We start from the raw sequence: 16,920 nt of genomic DNA on the forward strand, positions 1-16,920 counted from the left end.
CCCGCGGAGCGGGATATGCCCCGGCAAGCCGGGTCATAGTGAATGAATTGCGCAAGCGCAATTCGAATTCCGGCGCAAGCGCCGGAATGGAATTCCGTAAACGGAATTCCGGGAGGGAATTCAATTCGCGCAAGCGCTCATTGCGGGCACCCGCGCAAGCGCGGTCGCCTTGGCTGGCAGCAAGGGGAGGTGCATCGCGTGCGGCCCTGTGTAGGGCTTGGGGTTCCTGACCACCACCCCCGCAACGGATGTGACGGACTGTCGGCCCGCTCGGGTGCCGGCCTCACCGCAGTGACGGGTTCCGCTGCGCTCCACCCTGACCACTCCCCCACCCTCGAAACTGCCCGGTCAAGCTCACCAATACCCCACCAGCATACAGGACAACCGGCCGCTTCGGGGTAAGATTCGGCCATGTCTCACCCTGGGGTGAAAGTTGGCGCGTAGGTGATGCATCACGGGTCGCTCCTGTGTAGTGTTTGGGACCAGACACCACAACCCCGGGCCACACCATCGCGCCGGGACCTTCCATTCTGATTACGCGCGACATTCCGCGAAAAGGAGAACACGGGAAATGGCCGTGAAGTTGCGTGACCACCAGATCGAAGCCGTTGCCGCCATCGTGCGGGGCTTCGATATCCCGCCGGGCGGTATCCCCGTGAATGGCCTTCGCGGGCAGGTGCACGCCGCGTGTGGCACGGGAAAGACCATCATCGCGGCGACGTCGGCAAAGCGCCTTGTGCCCAAGGGCCGCATTCTCGTTCTGGTGCCGACGCTGGATCTTCTGACCCAGACGGTGCAGGCGTGGCGCGAGGCTGGGCACTCGGGGCCGGCGGTTGCGGTGTGCAGCCTCACCGACGATCCGGAGCTGTGGAACCTGAAGGTGCGCTCCACCACGAATCCCGTGCAGCTGGCTCTGTGGCACGGCTCGGGGCCGGTCACCATCTTCGGGACGTACGCCAGCCTCGGTGTCCTGGCGGAGGCGTTCGAGGGCGCCTACGGGCAGCAGTTGGCGCCGATGGACCTGACGGTGGTTGATGAGGCGCACAGGACAAGTGGCTCGATGGGTAAGGCGTGGGCCGACGTTCACAGCCAGGGCGTCATCCCGTCGTACCGCCGGCTGTACCTGACGGCGACGCCGCGGATCTGGGAGGAGCGGCTGAACCGCGAGGTCGCCGAAGGGACGCGTGACCCGCTGCCGCGTGAGATGGCGGCCTCCATGGATGACGAGAAGGTCTTCGGGCCGGTCCTCTACAAGCTCTCGTTGGCGTCGGCAGTGTCGCGGAAGCTGCTTGCGCGGTACCAGATCATCGTCCTGGAGCTCCAGGACCCGGTCGTCACGCCCGAGCGGCTGATGGGCGAGGAGCGGCACAGCGAGAAGGTGCGCGGGGAGCGCCTGGGGGCGCTCCAGGCCGCGCTGCTGCACACGATGGCGCAGCACGACCTCAGCACCTGCATCACCTTCCACCACCGGACGATAGAGGCACAGGCGTACGCGGAGGGCCTGGAGCGCGTCGCGGCGAAGCTGCACGCTGACCAGCCGGAGAAGTACCCGGCGAAGATCTGGGCGGACTGGCTGTGCGGCGAGCACGTCCCGGAGCGCCGGCGCGGAGTGCTGGGCGGCTTCGGGTCCACGGCGCTGCGGGCCGTGCTCTCGAACTGCCGGGTTTTGGGCGAGGGTGTCGACATCCGCGCGGTGGACTCGGTGGCCCTGTTGGACCCCAAGGGGGCGCCGCACGACATCGTCCAGGCCATCGGCCGGGCGCTGCGTCAGAAGCCCGGACAGGGCAAGGTTGCCTCTCTCATCGTGCCGGTATTTCTCCAGCCGGGAGAAAAGCCGGAAGACATGTTCACCTCCGGATCGTATAAGCCCCTGGTGAAGGTGTTGGAGGGGCTGCGCGCTCACGACGAAGAGGCAATCGAATTGCTCGCGATTCCGCAGGAGCCTCAGAAGGACGTCGTCCAGCCGTCCGAGTACATCGGTTCGCCGCCCGAGGAAGGCGAGGACGAATCCCGTCTGCTGCTGCGTTTTGCCGCTCCCCGTGACCCGGTGATGGTCGCAGACTGGATTTCCTTCAACGTGATCGACACGGAGCGCCAGGACTGGGGTCGCGGCTGGGCGGCGCTCAAGAAGTTCGCGGATCGCGAGCTTCACGCCCGAGTCCCATATGGGCACAAAGAGGGCGCATACCCCCTGGGGCAATGGCTGGCAGAACAGCGACGGGCGTACGGGGCGGGGCAGATGACCGGCCTGCGCGCGCAGCGGCTGGAGAAGCTCGGCATGGTGTGGTCGCTGACTGATGAGCGGTTCCAGGAGAACCTGGAGGCCGCCAAGACGTACTACGACCAGCACTGGACGCTGTGCGCGCCCCGGTCCGCGACGATGCTGGACCGGCCGGTGGGGCAATGGCTCTCGAATTTGCGGCGCGCGGGTGCGCTGGAGGGCCATCCCGAGTGGAAGACCGCGCTGGAGGCCGTGGATGAGCACTGGAACCCCGCGTGGCCGGCGGAGTGGCAGAGGCACTACGCCGCGCTGCGGGAGCTGCTGACGGACGAGGAGGGCCACTCCGACGTCCTACCGGGCTTCACCGTCCACGGCATGGACGTGGGCAAGTGGCTGGCAAAGCAGCGTCAGCACACGGTCTGGACTGGGCTGATGGACGGGCAGCGCGAGCTCCTGGAGGCGGTCGGCGTCGTACCGCTGCCCCCGGAGCAGGCGGAGCCCGCCAAGGCCCCCAAGAAGGCTGTGAGCGCCTTCGAGAAGGGCGTGGCGGCCCTGGCGCAGTACAAGGCCCGCGAGGGCTCTGTGACCGTCCCCAGGGCCCATGAGGAACGGGTCGTGGTCGACGGCCAAGAGCACCTGGTGAAGCTCGGGGTGTTCCTCAGCAACAGCAAGAGCCGCCGGGCCAAGCTCACCGCGGACAAGCTCGCCACGTTGGCCGGCCTCGGGCTGGAGTGGGCGGCAGAGGAAGGAGCGGCGGCGTGATGACCGGCGACCACGGGGAAGAGCAGCGCGTGCAGGAGGCCGTACGGCGGCACGGCCGGGAGAGGGCCTTCGCGGAGGCCGAGAAGGTCATCTCGGCTCTGATGTCCGACCCCGGGGTGCGGGAGGCGGGTGCGCAGGTGGAGGCGGCGGAGACGGAGCTCGGCATGGAGCTGTGCGCCAGTCTCCAGCCGTTCCAGGACCGCTACGACCAGGCCGTGCGCGACGGCGACGTGACCAGGCTCGCCGGGATCTGTCCGGGCAAGCACGGTCGCTGGGGGCGGATCTGCGTCCTGGACGACGGGCACGAGACCTCGATGGAGGAGCCTCACTGGGGCCGCAACAGCGAGGGCCAGCCGATCGCTTGGGTGGGCAGCGCGCCCGACGACTGGTGAGTACCGCCGCCCTCGGACTCAAGTCGGCGGCGGCTGGTGAGCCGGACCCCGGGCACGCTGTGTGCCCGGGGTCCTTCGCTGCCCGGCGTCAGGGGCACCGCACCCCAGGGCCTACACGCACCTCAGTGCGATGCCGGGGCCTTTGAGCAGCAGCATCGCACTGGTGTGCGTGTAGGCCCTGGGACTTGGGCTGTTCCCCCATGGGCTACGTGACGGCCGGGAAGGCGTGGCGCCTCGCACTGGAGTGGTTCGCGACAAGGACGTCTAGCCGAAGTCCAGGGCTTCCGGGGGCGGGGCCGGAGTAGGGCGCTAGGGCGTGCCGCTTCCGCCCTCCTGGTGTGCGGACTCCCAGCGCGCGATCAGTTCGTCCTTCCAGCCCTTGACGGGAGGCCACGCAACGCCCCATTCGTCGAGCGTGGCGCGCGTCCATGCGCCCTTGTCTGTGCGGGCGGCTTCGATCTCTTCAGGTGACGGCAGTGCAGGCATGCGTGATCAACGAACGGCAGGGCGCGGGTGTCACCCGTCGACGGGTTCTTCTACCTGGGGAGGGGCAGCACGCCGTTGATGACGGGGCGGATGCCGTCCGGTGTGGGCCAGTTGGTGACGGCGACTTCACTGTGCAGCGGAAGCCACATCTGTACAACGCGCGGTTCGGCGGGGCGCCAGACGGCGACGGGACGGGCAGGCTCCAGGATGCCCATGGCTTCGCCGGGACGGAGCGTCTTCCAGCCCATCGACCGGTAGTACGGGAGCAGGCCGAACCTGTCCTCGGTGACGGTGCCGGTCATGAGGCGGAACCCGCGAGCGATGAACTGGCGTCGGGCGTGCTCCGTCATCAGGACACCGAGTTTGCGGCCCCGCGCGGCAGGGGCGACGGCCATGTACTCGCACTCCACCACGCGGCGGGACAACAGCAGGCGCCGGTCGTGCTCAAGTACCGGGACGCTGTCGATCCAGGCCAGTGGCGGCACGGCGACGATCAGGCCGACCGCGGCGCCGTGTTCCTCGGTGACCCATGCGCCGCCGGTCGCGTAGTGGCCAGCTCTGGCAGCCGGGATCGGGATAGTCGCCAGTTGCATGGCGAAGTGCTCAGCGCCGGGGTCTCCCGGGATCACCATGTCCAGCAGGCGTGCCAGCGTTTCCTGGTCCTCGGGGAGCGGCCTGCGGAGCAGCAGTTGAGCAGCCGTCGTCCGGCCGTGTCGTGCGGCGGCACGTGCGCGCGAGGCTCGCCCCATTGCTGTCCCCTGGTTCGGTGGCTGATGGCTGAGGCTGGCCACCGTAGAGGCAAGGGGCCAGGGGACCCGGCCCGGCACGACGCACCAACAGGTGACGGGCGGGTGTTCGAGGCCGGGGCCGGCCACCGTGTGACGCCGGGTCGCGGTGTCGTTGACCAGTGCGACTCCTTATGCCGGAGCTCCGGGGGATGTCTGGCTGATCTCCCGGAGCTCCGTGGCGTTGCGTGGCCTGCTATTGCAACAGCGTTCCGTTCAGGCGGTAGCCGAGGAGTGCGAGACCGGCGGCCGCTGCGCGGTGCTGGTAGGTGCGCAGTCCGGGGGCGCCGGGGGGTGCGGGTTTGCGGGCGTTGTGGTGCCAGTGGCCGGTGAGTGCGGCGAGGAACGCGGTGGTGGTGTCGGCGCTGCTGCCGGTGGCGGGGTGGTCGCGGAGCAGGGCGGCGATGTCTGCGGGCGCGTGTCCGGCGAGGACGAGCTGCGGCGCGAGAGAGGCCGCGTCGATGCAGGCCGGGCCGGTGGTGGCATGTGCCCAGTCCACGAAGGTGACGCCGATGGTGTGGTCGCGGACCATGTTGTCGGCCCGGAGGTCGCCGTGGACGATGCGGTTGCCGTGGGCGAGGGCGGCCCAGGCGGCTTCCAGTTCGGCGAGCTGTGGCAGGAGGGCGCGGGCTGCGGGGGCGAGGTCGGCCGGTGGGTTGGCGGCGAGTTCGTCCCAGCCGTGCAGGGCCGCCGCAGTGGAGGGCGTGGTGCTCACCGCTGCGGCGTACGGCGCCGGGGCGGGGCTGGAGGTGAGCTTGTCCAGGAGCGCCCAGGTCTGTTCGGCGTCGCCGGAGGCCGGGGACAGGTCGGGGTGCGGGCCGTCCAGGTGGGCGATGACGACGGCGGTCCAGCTGGCCGCGCGGTGGATGCCCAGTAGCTCCGGGGCCGGAGCGCCGGGCGGCAGCGCGTCCAGGACGGCGGCCTCGTGGACGTTGGCGGCGGTCAGCGGGTCGTCGTCGGGTGCCGCTTTGACGAAGGCCCGTTTGCCGTCGGCCAGGCGGAGCGCGGCGGCGAGCTGGTGGCCGAAGCCGCCGGCGGGGGTGACCGTGTCGGTGACGGGTGCGCCCAGGGCGTCTTCGAGGCGGGCGCGGAGCGGCGTGGGGACGTCGGTCCATTGCAGACGGCCGCTGGTGGGCGGTACAGGCATGGGAGCAGCTCTCAGAGGTTCAGGAAACGGGTGGCGGGGTGATGGGGTGCGCGCCGAGCCGGACCGCGAGTCGGGCTGAGGAACGAAATCCTCAGTGCTCCAGCTCGACGCCGGGCGCTCGTCGCCGCATCACGCGCATTGCCTGTGTCCTCTGGGGTGCAGAAGTGGAGGGGAACCCGTTGTGGGTTCCCCTCCACTGTAGTGGGGCTGCTGGGTCACGCGCTGTCGATTAGGGGCAGGTGGCGCAGCAGGGACGGCCCGATGCTGGCGGGCTCGGGCAGGAGGTGATCGGCCCCGGCCGCGCGCAGAGCGGCGGGAGGGTGCCAGCCCCAGACCGCTCCGAGCGCGACGACTCCGGCGGCGCGGGCCGCGGTCATGTCGGAGGGGCTGTCCCCGACGAACACCGTGCGCTCCGGGGTGACGTCCAGTCGGCTGAGGGCGAGGCGCAGTCCGTCCGGGGCCGGTTTGGGCGGCGCGTCCTGCCTCGTGATGACGACCTCCAGCAGCTCGGACAGAGCCTGTGGCAGGAGCCACCGGACGCGGTCGGGGTCCTGGAGCGTGACCGCGCCGGTGGCCGTGCCCTGCGCGCGCAGGGCCAGCAGCCCGGAGAGCACGCAGGGGAACGACTCGATGGGGGTGGCTGACATGGCGCCGTCCCACCAGCGGTCGCACGCGTAGTCGGGGTCGGCGACGTCCAGGAGCGCCAGGACCTCGCAGCGGGGGCGGCGCAGCGCATCGGGCGGAAGGTCACCCGGCCTCACGCGGCGGCCGGTGGCGCAGGTGGCGACCGCCGCGAGGGTGGCTCGCACCGCAGCGGCACTGTCCAGCAGCACCCCGTCCAGATCGAACAGCGCCGCTTGCCGGGGCGCCGTCACGTCGTACCGTCCGGGTCGAGGACCAGGGCGCGCAGGACCAGGTGGTGGCCGGCGAGCAGGGTGGTGGCGCCCGCGTCCCGGTCCAGGACGCACACGGCCGTGCCGACCAGCGCGCCGCCGATGCGCAGCAGACGGGCGCTGCGCAGGAGACTGGCGCCGCTGCGGGCGGTGTCGTCCAGCAGGACGGTCCGCCGGCCCTCGAGGTCGGTGCCCTCGATCTGCTGCCACGTGCCGTGTTCCTTGGGCGCCGGGCGCAGGAAGGCGGCGGGCAGACCGGTGTGCAGGGATACCGCCGTGACCAGCGGGACCCCGGCCAGCGCCGGACCGGCCAGGGCCTGGGTGTCGGCGGGCAGCAGGTCCGCGAGCGCGGCCGCGGTCTCCGTCAGCAGTTCCGGGTCACCGGCCAGCCGGTAGGGGTCGAAGTAGGTGTCGAGCGTGCTGCCGTCCGGCAGCCGGTAGGGGCCCGGCCGGTAGGCGACGGTGGCGATCTTCTCCGCGAAGAGGGCGGTAGGCGTGGACAGAGTCATGGCGCGCACCGCCTGGTGTCGAGGGCCTTGAGGTCGGCGGCGAGGGCTTCGGCGTCGGGGAGTTCGGCCAGGAAGCCGAGCGGCCGGGTGGGGCTCTCGGTCAGCCATCCCTCCGAGCGCAGGAACGCGGACAGGCGGCATGCGGTGGGCCCGAGCAGCCGTACAGGCAGGGAGCGGATCGTGGTGGCGTAGTACAGGGCGGCGGTGAGCTCGTGCAGCGTGCCCACTCCCCCGCCCATCGCGACGACCAGGTCCGCGTCATCGAGGTAGGCGTGCAGCCGGGCCCCCATGGTCGGGGCGTACACGGTGGTGGTGACGAACGGATTGAGCGCTCCCCAGTCGGGGCGGTCGGCCAGCGTGATCGCGGTGACCGGCACGCCGTGGCGGGCGGCGCCGCGCGCGGCGGCCTCCATCAGTCCGTTGTAGCCGCCGTGCCGCAGGGCATACCCGGCGCGGGCCAGCGCGGCGCCGGCCGCCTCCGCCAGCGGTTCCTCGCCGTCCGGCGGGACGACCCCGGCGAACAGGGCCACGGTCAGGTCCGTGGCGTGGTCGGTGCGGTTCATGCCAGTCCTTCCTCGTGCTGCTGGTAGGCGCGGTACGCGGTGATCTCGTTGGTCAGCGAGGCGACGGCGTGCGGGGCGATCCGTTGCGCGAGGCGCACGATGCGGTCCAGGGCGTCGTCGGCCTGCGCCACGGTGGGGACCGGCGGGCTGGTCAGCGCCTCGGTCAGCTCCGCCAGGCACTGGCGGCCGGTGGCGGTGCGGCCCACTTCGTCGGGGAGGTGGTACCAGCCGTGATGGCGGGAGTGCGGCACCAGCGCGGTGCGGATGACGTCCCGGCAGGTGGCGTTCAGGTCGTGCAGGAGGCCGTAGGCGATGTACTGCTGACCGCGGGCCAGGCGCTTGCGGAGCATCGCGTGCAGCACCATCGCCTGGACCAGCAGCTGGCCGCAGTCCGCCGGCGCCTGTGCCGCGCGGGCCAGTTCCTGTGCGGTCCGCGCCTGGGTGTCCGCGTCGGCGGTGTCCTCGGAGCCGGGGCCCTGCCACAGCAGCCGGGGGCCGATCCTGCGGCGCAGCGCCTGCACGGCGCTGGTCGGGCACAGGTACAGATCCAGTTGCAGCAGGTGGCCGTCGTGCGGCAGCAGGTAGACGAACCCGGCGCCGCCCAGATTGCCGACGATGGTGTCCCGCCAGCCCGGCAGCAGCGTGCCGAACGTGGTGGACATCAGCGCGTCCAGGCTGTCCATCAAGTCGGGCAACCGGTCGTCGCGGACGGCGACGACCAGGTCGACGTCGGATAACCGGTCCGCGGTGCCGGTGGCGAGCGATCCGCGAACCAGCAGGTGCGTTACGGCGGTTGTGGCGGACAGGGCGTGGACCAGGTCGCCCAGGACGGCGAGCTGCGCCGGCCGGTGGGCGTGAGCCAGCTCCTCCAGCGGAGTCAGCTCGGTGGGCGGAAGAACGGCGGTGGGCATGCGGGTCCTCTCGGGTGAAGGGATTTGGGGCGGGGGTCAGGGGCGGGCGAGCAGGTGCGCCTTCGCCTCGCGCCACCGGTGCGCGTCGGCGTCCGCGCGGCGGGCCGCGTGGAGTTCGGTGATCAGGTCGTACGCGCCGCCTTCCGGCAGGGCGTAGGTGTAGAAGGCGCGCAGCAGGGTCTGTTCCGCCGCTGTGGTGAAGCCGAGCTCCGCGAGCTGTCCGGCCCGCTCCAACAGCCCGGCCCGGTCGGCCGCCGTCATCTGAGGCAGGTCTGCGGTGTCCCCGTCGCGCAGGTGCGGGCGGGTGGCGAGGGCCTGGAAGGTGTCGTCCGCGTAGACGTCGGCGATCAGGTGGATCCGGTCGGGGCCGGTGGTGTTGCAGACTCCGTGGGCCTGCGACGGGGTCAGCCGCCACAGGGCGTCGGCCGCCATGTGGACCCGGGCCCCTGCGGTGACCAGGACGGCGGAGGGGTTGGTGACGAGCGGGATGTGCAGGCGGTGGCGGCCGGTGTCGCGCAGTTCGGCGTAGTCGCGGTGTTCCCACAGGTAGGAGTGCGGCTCCAGGCGGGCCAGGCGCACGTACATGAAGTTGAGTCCCAGCCCGGCGAGGAACCGGGCGGTGGCCGGCATCTCCTCGAGTAAGGAGGTGGGGCGTGGTCGTCCGTCGCCGATCACGACGTCGTGCGGGTCGCCGGAGTGGTTCATCAGGGACGTGGTCCACCAGCCTCCCGACTGGTACTCGCCGTACGCGACGACGCCGCGCGTGGGCGCTCCCAGCGCTTCGGCCCGCATCTGCTCGACTACGGATTCCTCCAGGTCCGTCAGCCGGGCGACCTGGTCGAGCACCTTTGCCCGCCCGGGGCCGGTCTGCGCCGCCGTGACGGCTGCGGGGAGTGTGGTCACCATCGGGTCCTCCTGACACGTCGTCGAAACGCGGCCCTGGCGGGCAGCCGTGCAAGGACACCGCAGCGGCGAACTGCCTCCCATCCCCGTGGCGTTGCCGCCCGTTGCGGGTGGTTACCGCCCGTTGCCGTTCGCCCCGGGCGGTCTTCCCGCGCCCGCCGGGAGCCGGAAGACTGGTGGAGCCCGCGCCCGCGAAAGGGATGGGTCCATGACCGCTGACGCTGCCGAACGCCACCCGTTGGCCTACCTGCTGGCCGTGCGCGGGACGAACGCGGAGGCGTACCTGCTCCGGGTTGCCGAGCAGCACCAGCGCATGGGGTACGGGCAGATGGCGCACCGCAAGGAGAAGGCGTCCCGGTGGATCGCGGGCGTCTACGCGCCCAGCTACCACACCCAGCTCGCCATGGCCGCGCTCGAAGGCATCCCGCCCGAGGCGATCCACGCCCACGGCTGGCCGGGCTGGCTGCTGCTGGCCGTGCCGGACCACACCCTCTTCGCCCTCCCGTGGACGACCACGGGGGCGGTGCAGGCACTGGAGATCACAGGAGGTCCGGTGGACCGCAGGAAATTTCTGATCACCACATCCGTCACCCTGTCCACCACCGTGGCGCAATGGTCCGCCGCCGCCCCAGCGGGAGCCGCCCCCACCGCGGGCAGCCGGATCGGCACGGACGTCCCCGACCACTTCGAACGGCGCCTTGAAAGCCTGCGCCGACTGGACGACACCGTCGGCTCCGGCGATGTCTACGACGCGGCCCGCACCGAACTCCGCATGATCAGGGCCACCCTCAAGAACGCGTCCTTCGGCGAAGGTGTCGAGCGCCGCCTTTTCGCCGCGGCGGCCGAAGCGTCCCGCAGCGCGGGCTGGACGGCCTACGACAGCGGGAAGACGGCCGCCGCCGAACGCCACTACGCCACCGCGTTGCGGGCCGCAGCCAGCGCCGACGATCCCGTGGTCGCGGCGAACACCCTGGCGTTCTGGGCCATCCAGCACTACTCCACCGGCGACCCCCGCGGGGCGGTCGACCTCGTCGAAGCCGCCCTGTCCCAGGCGCCGAAGACCGGCTCAGCCCGTATGACCTCCATGCTCCACGCCCGCGCCTGCCGGGCCCACGCACACGCCGGCGACACCCGCGCCGCCGACCGGTCCGCCAACGCCGCCCTTCACGCCTACGAGAGCGCCGCTCCCATCGAGGACGACCTCCCCTGCGTCTACTGGTACAACCTCGGTGAGGCCCACCAGCTCATCGGGAGCTCCGCCCTCAATCTCGGCAACCCCAAACGGGCCGTCGTCCACTTCCTGGAAGCCTCCGCCGTCCACGACGTCCACACCAGCCAGGAGGCGTACAACGGCGACGCCTTCCCCCGCGGCCACTCCATCTACCTGGCGAGGCTCGCCGAAGCCCACCTCAGCCTGGGCGACGTCGACGCCGCCGTGGCCACCGCGCACGACGCCGTCGACCGGATGGGCGGCGTCACCTCCGCACGCGGCACCAGCACACTCGAAGACCTGCGCCAGAAACTCGCCCGCCGCCGCGGCATCCCCGCCGTCGCCGACTTCCTGGACTACACCGACACCGAGTGAGAACCCGTCTTTGAACCTGCGCTCTGCCGGACTTGGCGCCGGTCCGGAGTCAGCGGACCACTGCCGACTTGTCCGCGGCAATCACGTCGGCGGCGGTGCGGCCGTGCACGGCGACGGTCACCACGGCGTCCATGGCCAGGGCACGCGCAGCGTCGAAATCGAAGAGGTGCTCATCGCGGGACCAGCCGTCGGCACTCAGGTACTGGCCACCGTGGCCACCCTTCGGACCCGCGTGGAAGACCGCCCACTGACCGTGAGGGCGGAGCACGACCCGGATCACGTAGTCCGCGTAGTCGGGGTGACTCGTGGGGAGGGCGCACGCGGCGTACTTCACGGGCTCAAAGCTCACGACAGGGGTGTTCGTCATTCCCGCTCCCTTGATCAAGTTGTTCACGAACGACTCGGCCGCGGCTCCACCAGCTATCAGTACAGCGGTGCGGATGCTCGCCCGACAAGGCCCGGTATCGGTTTGAACACGGGTTCTGAGGGCCCATCCCCGCCGGGCTCGACACGCAGCAGGGCTCCCTTGTCAGGCGGGAAGGGCGTCGATCGCGGCCTGCCACGGGTAGGCGTCCAGATTGCCGTGCTTGGGCTTGTGGGGCACGAATCCGCCTTCTCCGAGCAGCACGGTGACGCCCGCTTCGCGCAGGAAGGCGATGTGGCCGGCCACGGCGGGGTGCGCGGCCTGGGCGTCGTTGAAGTGCGGCAGGGCGACGATCGGCAGGCCGAGGCCGATGCCCTCGGTGATGAGGCCGAGGGCGAGGGTGTCGCTGATCGCGCTGGCCCATTTCGCGAGCGAGTTGTTGGTGAGCGGGGCCACGAGGATCGCGTCCGGGGCGGGCAGGACGTCCGGCTGCGAGGGCAGCTTGTACTGCCAGCGCACCGGGTGCCCGGTCAGCTCCGTCAGGGCCTCGATCTCGCCTTCGGCGTCCTCGCTGGCCCACCGGTACGCGGACGGCGTGAGGATCACGCACACGTCCCAGCCCGCCGCCTGGGCGGCGCGGACGGGTACGTGAAGGCGGCGGGCGGGAGGTGCGGCGCAGGCGATGAGGTACAGGGTGCGTGTGGTCACCGCGCGGCGGCCTCGCTGGCGACCTGGAGGAGCAGCAGGTCGTAGACCGGGCCGCCGGGCTCGTTGCGGTACGGGCCCGCGTACGTGTACCCGAGGCGGTCGTACAGGCCGCGGCCGCCGGTGTTGTCCGGGCGGACCAGCAGCGAGGCGTAGTCCGGACTGATGGCCTTGAGCAGCTCTGTGTGGAGGCGGGAGCCGATGCCCTGGGACTGCCGGGCGGGGGTGACGGCGAGCTCGCACAGGCCCATGAGGCGGCCCGCGCGGACGTGCTCTGGGATCTCGGGAAGCAGCTCGCCGTACCAATACTCGGGTGTGCACGGGAAGGCGTAGCCGAAGCCGACCATGGAGCCGCTCGCGTACGCGGCGACCAGCGTGAAGCCTTCGTGGCGCAGATGGCTCATGACCTGGCGGCGCAGCGCGACGGCGGACAGGCCGTCGGTGGCAGCTCCCGGGGTGTCGACCAGCTCGGGGTGCGCGTCGGACCAGATGTCCGCGATCGTGTCGAGCAGCGGCGGAACCTGGCCGGGGCCGTAGGTGCGGATCACGACGTCTGTGCGGGTGCTGGTCACGCCCGTCCTCCTCCGGTGGCGGTGGTGGTGCGGTACTCCTCGATCCAGTCGGCGACCGCGGGGACGCGGCCGTGTCGCTGGAGTGCGCCGGCGACGTTGTGCAGGGACTGCAGCAGCCGGTCGGAGCGCACTTCGGGGAGGAACGCGAGGACCCGGCCCGCGGCTTCGGCGGCTGCCTCCGGCTCGGGACGGTCCCTCACCGCATGTTGGATGGCGATGTCGGCCGTGTACAGGGCGCGGTTTCTGGCGAAGGCGTCGCCGTGCAGGAGAACGGCCTGTTCTGCGCCGGAGGCGGCGCGTTCGTGCTGTCCGAGGTCGGCGCGTGCGAGGCATTCCAGGCCCGCGAGTTCGCCGGGTGCGTAGAAGTCGAGCCAGGGCGGATCGGCGTCGGCGGGGCCCCGGGCGTAGAGGGTGTGGGCGCGGACGATCGCCTTGTCGGTGGCGCTGGCGTCGCCCATCAGCGCCCAGCCGCCGGCCTCGCGCATGTGGAACAGGGAGAGCAGTCTCGGGGAGCCGAGGCCCTTGGCGACGGCCTGGGCGCCCTGCGCGGCGGAGATCGCCTCACGGGGCCGCCCGGAGGCTTTGGCGAGTAAGGACAGGCAGCCGAAGGCGTGCGCCTCGAGTTCGGGATCGTCGGCGATCCTCGCGGCGGCGAGGGCCTCGCCGTACAGGCTGTGGGCATCACCGGCGCGGCCGGAGTCGTAGGAAAGCCATCCGGCGGCGATGGAGAGAGCGCCGGTTGCCGAGCGCAGCTTCGACTCGGTGCGACTGGTGTACGTGCCGGACTGGAGCCATTGGTAGGCGGTGTGCAGTGCCTCGGACGCGGCCTGACGCAAGGGTGCTGAGCCGTGGTCGTGGTCCTTGGCGTACAGCTTGACCACGGCCGCTTTGACGGCCCGTACTTCGCTGGCGCCGATCTTTCCCGGCGCTTGCCCCGTGCCGAGGGGCAGAGCCAGGATCGTGCCCGCGCCGTCGAGCAGGAAGGCGCGTCGTTCCACCGGATCCTCCTGCGTCCCGTACGGCCTGGCGGCCGGCCGTACGGACAGTGCTGGTGCGGGCAGACGGAAGCCGAGGTCGGCCATGCTGCGCCCGCTGGTCATCGTGGTCAGGATGCGCTGGTAGACGGCGCGGGGACACAGGACCTTCCCGTCTTCCCAGTCCGCCACCAGACGCGCTCCGCAGGCGACGTTCTCGCCCATCGCCTTCCCGGTCGTGTTGACCTTCTTGGCGAACTCGCTGCGGCTCATCTGGAATTCGAGTTCGCGGACAGCGCGCAGCCGGGTGTTGGGGCTGGGCTTGCGGTGGTCGGCCATACCGGCTCCGGGTCCGCGCGTCGGACGGGTGCGGCGACCGTACCGCTCCCCTGGTTCTCCTGCCCCGGCCTTGGCCGCAGTTCACCCGCGAGGGCCGACTTACATCGTTCTTTCATCGGTGGGACGTCGCACCCGCCGCGGCGTTCCTGCTTGCGTGGACAGTGACGTGATGACCGATCAGGGAGACCGTGATGGCGAACGCTTCCGCCGCAGATACGGCCAAGGCCACGAAGCCCGCCACCCCGGCCTGGCACGAGCTGGCCGCGGTCACCGACGCCAAGCGCCGGCTGTGGCAGCGCAGCCGTAACCGCACCGGCTGGGCGGTGTGCGGCCGGGAGTGGGACATGGTGGCCGTCGAACCGATGGCGGCCGGGCTGGACGCGCTCACCGCGATGGGTGCGGGCACCCGGCGCGGCTACCAGGTCCTCGCCGACCACCTGAGCAACCGGCTGTACGTCGCGGTGCCGCCCGACTCCGCGGGCGCCTTCGAGGACATCCCCGGTATCCGGGTGCTGTCCGGCGGGCACCAGCTGCTCATCCCGAGCACGCCGCAGGACGGCACGACCGCCGCCGACTGGATCAGCCACCCACGTCGCGGCACACCGCCCGCACTTGTTGCGGCCGACCGGTTCGCCGCCCACCTGCGGGAGCTCACCTCCCCCGCCCACGCGAAGGCGCCCGTGTCATGACCGGCCACACCGTGCTGTACGACCCCGAAGGCCGGATCGACGCGGAGCTGCCGCTCGATCGCGTGACGCACGAACGCGTGGTCCGGGCGGTGCTCGCGTGGTCCGATCCGGCAGCACTCCGGCCTGACGACTACGAGCGGGTCGGGCTGCTGCTGACCGGGGCCGGCCACGCGGTCGCCGCCGATGTACGCGGGCACGCGAGCAGGCTGCCCGACGACGACGGACGGCGTCTGTTCGCTGAGATCGTGCTGGGCGAAGCCGACGGCCGCCTGTCGCAGCGGTCCCGGAATCTGCACGGAGTGAAGAACAAGGCGCGTCTGCTGCGCGCCCTGTACGAACGGCTGGACCGGCTCCAGGACGCCGTGACCGCCATGGAGGCACCCGCCGCGGCCTCCCCCTGATCGCCGCCCGGTGCCGCCTCCCCCGTCGGCGCCGGGCGACCACCACGAAGCCCCCGGCGACCGCTGTGCACCCGCGGATGCCGGGGGCTTCTGCTCGGCAGACCTCACATGCCGGCTACCACGGGCGGTGGAGCTGGGTGCGTTCGGCGGCGAGCTGGTTGATGAGGTCGGCGTCGTTGGCGGGCAGGGGGCGGCTGAGACGGTGTGAGACGTCGCGGTGCAGGCGTACCGCGGCGCTGTCCCCGTCAGCGGCGAGGAGAGCCGACCACAGGGGGGTGTCGGGGGCGGTGTCGCTCTCCACGAGTGCCAGCAGTTCCACCTTGTCCTCGTGATCGAGGCGGCCCAGTTGGTGCAGGCCGGTCTTGTGCTGGATTTCTGACCAGGTGGTGGTGCGTTGCTCGCGGGCTGCCTTCTTCAACGCGCCGCGGATGGCCGGAGCGAGTTTCTGCGCCTTCTCCACGCGGGCCTGGAGGGCGGAGCGTTCTTCGGCCTCTTCCTTCTCGGCTTCGCGCCTCTCTGCTCTCTCTGCCCATTCGCGCTCCGCTGCTGCGCGCCGCTGTGTCCTCTCACGGTCCTCGGCTTCGCGCCTGGCGGTCCTCGCCTGCTCCCGGGCTTCTCTCTCCTGCTCCTGCGCACGCCGGGCGCGGGCTTCGACGGCAGCGACGGTCTCCCTTTCCTGTGCCGAGGCGTCAGGGTCCTTCATCAGTTCAAGGGCCTGCCGGTACAGCTCGGGGGTCGGCTGTTCCTGCAACCGTTCCACGACAGTGCGCCGAAGTCGTGCGCGCTCTTCCAGCCAGCGCTCGCCGCGGCCCAGAGCGATGCGCAGCCGTGCCGCTTCGTGCGGTTCCTGGTCGGCGTCCAGGAGCCGCCGAATGACCTCCACCGCGGGCAGGATTCGCCGTGGATGGTCGCGCAGGGCGATGTCGAGACGAAGCAGCGCCCGCCGGATGGGATCGGGCTGCCGTGTGACGGGCGCGGTGCGCGCGGCGGAGGAAGTGACGGTCACGATCGCCCGCTCCACCGGAGCGGTCACCTGCTGCGCCGCAGGGGCCGGCGCGCGGACGGCGACGGGCCTGGTCGTGTTGAGCAGGTTCTTCGTGGTCGGGACGATGTCGTCCAGGCTGCCCCAGGTGGTGCCCTCGCCGGGGATCTCGGTGCCGAACTGCATGATGCGGCCGCCTCCGGGGCGGTCGTCGAAGCGGATCCGGTGGACGTAGCCGCGCTGGGCAAGCACGCCCGGGGTCATGGGTACGCCGGGCCCCAGGATGGTCTCCCACGTGTCGTTGTCCCAGTCGACGGGCCGGTTACGGTCGAGGTGGACCAGGAGTGACCGCCCGTCCTCCAAGCGGATCATCACAGCGGCCCCAGGAGGCTCGGGGTAGGTGAACTCGGCAGCGATGCCGAGCTCTCGCAGCCAGGACGCCAAGTGGGCCTTGGCAAAGAGATGGTCGGCGCTGTCCTTGCCGCGTTCCCTGCGGCCGCACGGATGGCCATCCCCGGCGCTTCCGTAGTGGGCGAAGTGGCAGATCTTGTCGGTGCACCGCCTGGTCATGAGCTGACGGCCGCAGCCGCCCTCGAACATGGTGCCGCACCAGATGGTGACGTCCTCGTACTCCCGCCGGAAAACGTCCAGTTCCTCAGGGTCCTCAGGACACAGAGCCGGATCGTCAGAGTCCGGGTTGTTGAAGACCGCGGTACGGATGAGGCGCCTGTCCATCC

The 16,920-nt window shown here is 71.2% G+C and carries 18 protein-coding genes; 5 read left to right on the plus strand and 13 right to left on the minus strand.

Features of this window, described 5'->3' with window-relative positions; all coding sequences use genetic code 11:
• Positions 1–571: 571 nt before the first annotated feature.
• Both AB0D14_RS33755 and AB0D14_RS33760 read left to right on the plus strand, forming a co-directional pair.
• A complete protein-coding gene (locus AB0D14_RS33755) occupies positions 572–2,983 on the plus strand; it encodes a Helicase associated domain protein (RefSeq protein ID WP_362786711.1) in 2,412 nt (803 codons plus the stop codon).
• Positions 2,983–3,375 carry a hypothetical protein gene (locus AB0D14_RS33760; protein WP_362786713.1) on the plus strand — a complete coding sequence of 131 codons (393 nt, stop codon included), beginning with the start codon at positions 2,983–2,985 and terminating at the stop codon, positions 3,373–3,375. The genes AB0D14_RS33755 and AB0D14_RS33760 overlap by 1 nt, the downstream gene beginning before the upstream one ends.
• A 309-nt stretch (positions 3,376–3,684) precedes the next feature.
• Here AB0D14_RS33760 and AB0D14_RS33765 read toward each other — a convergent pair whose 3' ends face one another.
• The 8 genes from AB0D14_RS33765 to AB0D14_RS33800 form a co-directional block, all read right to left on the minus strand.
• On the minus strand, positions 3,685–3,861 hold the full coding sequence (locus tag AB0D14_RS33765) for a hypothetical protein (RefSeq protein ID WP_362786714.1): 177 nt from the start codon (positions 3,859–3,861) through the stop codon (positions 3,685–3,687).
• Between the two features lie 50 nt (positions 3,862–3,911).
• Positions 3,912–4,610 (minus strand): GNAT family N-acetyltransferase, encoded by a 699-nt coding sequence (locus AB0D14_RS33770; protein ID WP_362786716.1) that lies wholly within the window; start codon positions 4,608–4,610, stop codon positions 3,912–3,914.
• A 232-nt stretch (positions 4,611–4,842) separates the two neighbouring features.
• Positions 4,843–5,793, minus strand: a complete 951-nt coding sequence (locus AB0D14_RS33775; protein ID WP_362786718.1) for a phosphotransferase — start codon at positions 5,791–5,793, stop codon at positions 4,843–4,845.
• Between the two features lie 215 nt (positions 5,794–6,008).
• Positions 6,009–6,668, minus strand: coding sequence for an HAD family hydrolase (locus AB0D14_RS33780; protein ID WP_362786720.1), 660 nt, complete (start codon positions 6,666–6,668; stop codon positions 6,009–6,011).
• A complete protein-coding gene (locus AB0D14_RS33785) occupies positions 6,665–7,195 on the minus strand; it encodes a phosphoribosyltransferase family protein (RefSeq protein ID WP_362786721.1) in 531 nt (176 codons plus the stop codon). Before AB0D14_RS33785 ends, AB0D14_RS33780 begins: the two co-directional genes overlap by 4 nt.
• Complete coding sequence (locus AB0D14_RS33790) at positions 7,192–7,758, minus strand: LOG family protein (RefSeq protein ID WP_362786723.1); 567 nt, start codon at positions 7,756–7,758, stop codon at positions 7,192–7,194. Before AB0D14_RS33790 ends, AB0D14_RS33785 begins: the two co-directional genes overlap by 4 nt.
• On the minus strand, positions 7,755–8,669 hold the full coding sequence (locus AB0D14_RS33795; protein ID WP_362786725.1) for a hypothetical protein: 915 nt from the start codon (positions 8,667–8,669) through the stop codon (positions 7,755–7,757). Before AB0D14_RS33795 ends, AB0D14_RS33790 begins: the two co-directional genes overlap by 4 nt.
• 36 nt (positions 8,670–8,705) lie before the next feature.
• Entirely contained in the window at positions 8,706–9,575 is an 870-nt protein-coding gene (locus AB0D14_RS33800; protein WP_362786726.1) for an aspartyl/asparaginyl beta-hydroxylase domain-containing protein, read from the minus strand.
• Positions 9,576–9,780: 205 nt separating this feature from the next.
• On the opposite strand from AB0D14_RS33800, the gene AB0D14_RS33805 reads away from it, so the two are divergent.
• A complete protein-coding gene (locus AB0D14_RS33805; RefSeq protein ID WP_362786728.1) occupies positions 9,781–11,157 on the plus strand; it encodes a transcriptional regulator in 1,377 nt (458 codons plus the stop codon).
• Positions 11,158–11,206: 49 nt separating this feature from the next.
• On the opposite strand, the gene AB0D14_RS33810 is transcribed toward AB0D14_RS33805, so the two are convergent.
• From AB0D14_RS33810 to AB0D14_RS33825, 4 genes are all read right to left on the minus strand, one after another.
• Positions 11,207–11,524 (minus strand): hypothetical protein, encoded by a 318-nt coding sequence (locus AB0D14_RS33810; RefSeq protein WP_362786730.1) that lies wholly within the window; start codon positions 11,522–11,524, stop codon positions 11,207–11,209.
• A 162-nt stretch (positions 11,525–11,686) separates the two neighbouring features.
• Positions 11,687–12,229: a flavoprotein gene (locus AB0D14_RS33815; protein ID WP_362786732.1), complete on the minus strand. Its 543-nt coding sequence runs from the start codon at positions 12,227–12,229 to the stop codon at positions 11,687–11,689.
• Positions 12,226–12,798 (minus strand): N-acetyltransferase, encoded by a 573-nt coding sequence (locus AB0D14_RS33820; RefSeq protein WP_362786734.1) that lies wholly within the window; start codon positions 12,796–12,798, stop codon positions 12,226–12,228. The genes AB0D14_RS33815 and AB0D14_RS33820 overlap by 4 nt, the downstream gene beginning before the upstream one ends.
• Entirely contained in the window at positions 12,795–14,111 is a 1,317-nt protein-coding gene (locus AB0D14_RS33825) for a hypothetical protein (RefSeq protein WP_362786736.1), read from the minus strand. The genes AB0D14_RS33820 and AB0D14_RS33825 overlap by 4 nt, the downstream gene beginning before the upstream one ends.
• Before the next feature lie 191 nt (positions 14,112–14,302).
• On the opposite strand from AB0D14_RS33825, the gene AB0D14_RS33830 reads away from it, so the two are divergent.
• Entirely contained in the window at positions 14,303–14,800 is a 498-nt protein-coding gene (locus tag AB0D14_RS33830; protein WP_362786738.1) for a hypothetical protein, read from the plus strand.
• Positions 14,797–15,201 carry a restriction endonuclease gene (locus tag AB0D14_RS33835; protein WP_362786740.1) on the plus strand — a complete coding sequence of 135 codons (405 nt, stop codon included), beginning with the start codon at positions 14,797–14,799 and terminating at the stop codon, positions 15,199–15,201. The genes AB0D14_RS33830 and AB0D14_RS33835 overlap by 4 nt, the downstream gene beginning before the upstream one ends.
• 115 nt (positions 15,202–15,316) lie before the next feature.
• Here AB0D14_RS33835 and AB0D14_RS33840 read toward each other — a convergent pair whose 3' ends face one another.
• Positions 15,317–16,918: a hypothetical protein gene (locus AB0D14_RS33840; RefSeq protein ID WP_362786742.1), complete on the minus strand. Its 1,602-nt coding sequence runs from the start codon at positions 16,916–16,918 to the stop codon at positions 15,317–15,319.
• Positions 16,919–16,920: the final 2 nt, after the last annotated feature.

Origin of the sequence: Streptomyces sp. NPDC048484 (assembly GCF_040651415.1) — a bacterium.
Taxonomy (GTDB): Bacteria; Actinomycetota; Actinomycetes; order Streptomycetales; family Streptomycetaceae; genus Streptomyces.

Bases quoted from the DNA above. Each gene is read 5' to 3' on its own strand.
- AB0D14_RS33790 (WP_362786723.1), bottom strand. From the start codon at position 7,758: ATGAACCGCACCGACCACGCCACGGACCTGACCGTGGCCCTGTTCGCC.
- AB0D14_RS33830 (WP_362786738.1), top strand. From the start codon at position 14,303: ATGGCGAACGCTTCCGCCGCAGATACGGCCAAGGCCACGAAGCCCGCC.
- AB0D14_RS33755 (WP_362786711.1), top strand. From the start codon at position 572: ATGGCCGTGAAGTTGCGTGACCACCAGATCGAAGCCGTTGCCGCCATC.
- AB0D14_RS33795 (WP_362786725.1), bottom strand. From the start codon at position 8,669: ATGCCCACCGCCGTTCTTCCGCCCACCGAGCTGACTCCGCTGGAGGAG.
- AB0D14_RS33775 (WP_362786718.1), bottom strand. From the start codon at position 5,793: ATGCCTGTACCGCCCACCAGCGGCCGTCTGCAATGGACCGACGTCCCC.
- AB0D14_RS33765 (WP_362786714.1), bottom strand. From the start codon at position 3,861: ATGCCTGCACTGCCGTCACCTGAAGAGATCGAAGCCGCCCGCACAGAC.
- AB0D14_RS33825 (WP_362786736.1), bottom strand. From the start codon at position 14,111: ATGGCCGACCACCGCAAGCCCAGCCCCAACACCCGGCTGCGCGCTGTC.
- AB0D14_RS33805 (WP_362786728.1), top strand. From the start codon at position 9,781: ATGACCGCTGACGCTGCCGAACGCCACCCGTTGGCCTACCTGCTGGCC.
- AB0D14_RS33760 (WP_362786713.1), top strand. From the start codon at position 2,983: ATGACCGGCGACCACGGGGAAGAGCAGCGCGTGCAGGAGGCCGTACGG.
- AB0D14_RS33835 (WP_362786740.1), top strand. From the start codon at position 14,797: ATGACCGGCCACACCGTGCTGTACGACCCCGAAGGCCGGATCGACGCG.
- AB0D14_RS33785 (WP_362786721.1), bottom strand. From the start codon at position 7,195: ATGACTCTGTCCACGCCTACCGCCCTCTTCGCGGAGAAGATCGCCACC.
- AB0D14_RS33800 (WP_362786726.1), bottom strand. From the start codon at position 9,575: ATGGTGACCACACTCCCCGCAGCCGTCACGGCGGCGCAGACCGGCCCC.
- AB0D14_RS33770 (WP_362786716.1), bottom strand. From the start codon at position 4,610: ATGGGGCGAGCCTCGCGCGCACGTGCCGCCGCACGACACGGCCGGACG.
- AB0D14_RS33840 (WP_362786742.1), bottom strand. From the start codon at position 16,918: ATGGACAGGCGCCTCATCCGTACCGCGGTCTTCAACAACCCGGACTCT.
- AB0D14_RS33810 (WP_362786730.1), bottom strand. From the start codon at position 11,524: ATGACGAACACCCCTGTCGTGAGCTTTGAGCCCGTGAAGTACGCCGCG.